Source organism: Nostoc sp. (assembly GCF_035638895.1).
Classification (GTDB): domain Bacteria; phylum Cyanobacteriota; class Cyanobacteriia; order Cyanobacteriales; family Nostocaceae; genus Nostoc.
Map to the genome: position 1 here is coordinate 1 of NZ_DASQZC010000693.1, position 3947 is coordinate 3947.

At 43.8% G+C, this 3947-nt stretch carries 1 protein-coding gene; it reads left to right on the forward strand.

Going from position 1 to position 3947, the window contains the following annotated elements; translation table 11 throughout:
* Positions 1 to 3947 (forward strand): hypothetical protein (locus VE944_RS32965; protein WP_324987661.1); only part of this gene is annotated, 3947 nt, incomplete at both ends.

The following is a 3947-nucleotide window of genomic DNA, read 5'->3' on the forward strand; positions in this document are numbered from 1 at the left end:
AAGGGACTGCGATCGCAACTACAGCAACTACAACCAATATTTATTCCCGTTGAGATAGACTCTTCAAAATTCAACGAACAAATCAAGAAACTCTCGGCTAATATCGACCCCATCAAAATCGATTTAGCTCCCAATGTCAAAGATTTTCAAGAAAAGCTAAAGCGAATTGGGCGGATCACCCCAATTGATGTTGAGATTAGGGCGGATAAAGGAGCGATTAAAGCCCAGTTTACAGAGATTGGGCGGCATGCTGCCGAGGGATTTACTCAGGGGTTCTCTGGGGCTGAGGATGCGGGTAAATCTGCCGTTGATTCGATGGTGCGATCGGTTAAGTCGCAACTAGGGATTCAGTCACCGTCAAAGGTTTTTCGGGAGATTGGTAAGTATGCAACGCTTGGGTTAATGCAGGGTTTAGATTCAGTTGATGAATCTAAGCTCAAGGGCGTTGTCAATAAGGTTGAGAGCTATTTTAAAAACTCTAAAATCAAGATTAATTTAGATATTGATGGCAATAAATCTCCACTAAAAGAAAAAACCAAAGTCACTTTAGACGCTGATTCTATTGAAGGGGACATCAGTAAAGCGGTTGAGAAAGGTGTTCGTGGTGCTTCCAGCAAGAATATCTTTGCTGTATTGACTGGAGGATTGCTCAAGGCTGCTGTTGGCATCGGATCGGGTTTACTGGGTGTAATCCTGCTCCCTTTGAAGGCGGCTTCCCTTGCGCTTGGCACTATTTTTGCTGGTGCTGGCTTAAAACTGGGAGAAGAACTTAGTTCTGGTATCAGTTCTGGTATAAAAAGTGCGATTGGAAGCGCCTTGTCTGACAGTATTGGTAGTAGCTCGATTGTGGGAGAGGCGATTGGAGAAGGAGTTGTTGAATCTCTTGGGTTAGCCTTCAAAAAACTAGTGCCGGGCTTAATGCAGGAAGTAGCAGAACAGGCAAGGCTTGTACTTGGGGAGGAGAAAGTTTTTACAGCATCTGCTGTTAGGAGATCACAGTCCTCTACATCCGCCTTGAAGGACAAGCAAACTGCAACAGAGCAAGTGCAGTCTGATTACGAAAGAGCGTCCAAGCAGGGTAAACCTGCAAGGCTAAAGCAATTAGGAACTGAAATAGGCGCGGTTTTACCAGGTATCCGGCAAGATTCTCAAACCTTTGCTGCTGATTACACATCCGAACAGCAGCGGCTACAAAAAATAGCCGAGAGATTCAAGGTTAAATTAACTCCTGAGCGATTAATCAAAAAAAGGATTAAAGAGTACGAGCAGCAAGTTAAAACTTTTGAAAAACTGGCAGCAAGCCTTGAAGCGCAGGGTGAAGCACCCAAGGCTAACAGAATTAGATCGGCAGTTGCTGCAATTCCTCGTCCTGACACAGACCCCTCCAAAATATCCACAAAAGAATTACAATTTCAAGAAGCTAAATACCTTGCAGGAATTCAAGGAAAGTTTGTCAATAGAGAGCTTAATAAACAATTTAGCAGCAGGCGTGCGGAGTTAGCGCAAAGAAAAAAAGCGATCGCTCCTCAGATGCAAGAGTATGAGCAGCTATCTCAGGAGCTAGGAGGGATAGGCAGGGCATCCGAGGTTTTAGGTGTTGCGCCATCGATATCAAAAAAAACACAAAAAGATAACTTACCTGCTGCTTACCAGAAAATTTTTCAGCAAGTTGCGGCGTTATCTGGAGTGGGTGAAATTCCCGCAGGCATGATTCCACAATTAGCTAGCTCCAGTAAATTGAAGCCTGGGGTACTTGGTTCTTACGCTCCAGAAAGCAATCGCGTTAACGTACCCCCAGAAGTTTATCAACTTATCCAAAAGGGGCAGCTTAATCAGCAAATAATTGATACCCTTGTTCACGAATTACGGCACGCATTACAGTTTGGGCTTGGAAAAGTAAATCCACTAGCGGGAGAATCTGCCGCCATCCCTTTAGCCACCCCAACACAGCAGGAAGCACGCCAGTTTGGTAAGCTTATCGAAGGTTCCACTAGTATTCAGCCCGAACAGGCAAGGACTGTTACTAGAAAATTAGAATCAGATGCCTATGTATTCGCTGCTAGAAATACGCCTAAAATTGCGGCGCAGTTCCAGAAAGAAAGTGCTGTTGAGCAATTTCAGAAAGCCTTTGGAGTAGCTGGAGCCAATGCAGAAAAATTACTCAAAAATCTGCAAATAGAGTCAATCAAGAAAATCCAGCCAATACAGGGACTAGTGCAGCAGTACGGGGCTACTTTAGAAGGTGAAATAACTCAAGTATTTGCTCAGTTTGAGAATTTATCAAAATCTTTAGAACCCCTCTTAAACAAAGCCGCCAACATTGAATCACTAACAGCCGAAGAAATCACACAACTTCAGCAGGAGCTTGGCTCTAGTCTCAGTGCTGTAATTGCACAGATAGAAGCTGTTCCTGCTGAATTAAAGAAAGTTGCGATCGCCAAGGTTCAATCAAGCAAGAAATCAGCACCGCTTTCTGAGGCTGAATTACTCAAACAAACAACAGAAGCGCAAGCTTCAATCACTGCTAACCTGAAGCAATCTTTCAAAGGGAAGCCACGCGATCGCAAAGTAGTCAACCAAGATTTAGCGGCTGCTACTCTCACTGAAATTGATAATCAAATTGCCCTTGCCACCGAGCAATTAAACCGCGGTGATTTATCAGGTCAGGCGCGGCAAAAATTAGGGCAATTCAAAGGTACTCTTGAGCGCCAATATCGCACCTATTCCCCAGCATTGCGAGCATCCCAACCAGGATCAAATCAGCAATTTAAAGCACAAACAATTCAAAACAATCAACAATCACAAGGGGTTGAATTATTTGCTGTATCGGATGATATTGAAAATACTTTAGCATCAGCCAAAGCGCAACTACTCAAACTCGTCTCGCAAGCAAAAAATGGCAAGCAGAATTCTTCAGCTTATGGAGACTTTTATGGTCGCCAAATTGCTCAAGCGGAAGCGCGAATGGAGGCTGAAGCTAAGGTGCAAGAGGCAAAAGCCAAAATTGCCTTTGCCCAAACAAAAAAAGAGATGGAGGCGGCAAAGCGATTACTGGAGCAAGCTGAAGCTCAAAAAAAAGTGATCGAGCAGACCAACGCTAGACTAAAACAATTGGAAGAGGTGAATTCTGCTAATCCATCATTTAGAAAAGATTTACTGAACGCAGATATAGCCACTGCTGAAGCTAATGCTGAACAAAGACGAGGCAAGACGGTTCAAGAAATTCGCGCCAACCCGCGACAATTTTTTCAACAGCGATCTAGAAGTGCTACCGTTCAGAAGGCGCGATATATTACAGAGAATGCTGAAGGGATTGCAAATTTAGTCGGCACTAAAGTAGGAGAATCCCCCAGTGTTGAGCAAACGAAGTCTCTGTTGAATTTACAAGATGCCTTTGGCAAAGTGGGCGAAGCTTCAGCTAAATTCGGGCAAAATCAATCAAATAAGAATTTTTTGTCTTTGAGCGCGGCAATTGGCGAACTAGAAGGAGCTTTGCGTAAGTTAGGAATCCCCTTTGAGCTTATCAATCATGAAATTGATATCTACACCAATAATCTTAAAAAGATGCAGGCTGAAGGCAAGATTGATATTGATGTTAATGTCTCGTCTTTGGCTCCTGAAAAATTCAGCTTTATTGACAATATACTGAGTAAATTCTCAGGACTGGAACTCAAAGGCATTAAAGCGATCGCGGGACTCGTTAAAGGCTTTTTGGCAATTGGAGCGATCGCTTATATCCAAAATTTCTTCACCGAACTATCAGTTAACGCCTTTAAAGCTTATGTTGAACTCGATCGCCTCAAAACTGCCCTCAATTTCGCATCAGGCGGATCATCGGGGGGCGCTCAGAATCTAGCTTTTGTCCGTAAGACGGTTGAGGATTTGAAGGTTCCGCTAAAGGCTTCTACAGAAGGATTTGTGCAGCTAGCTGCTGCTGCTAAAGGGTC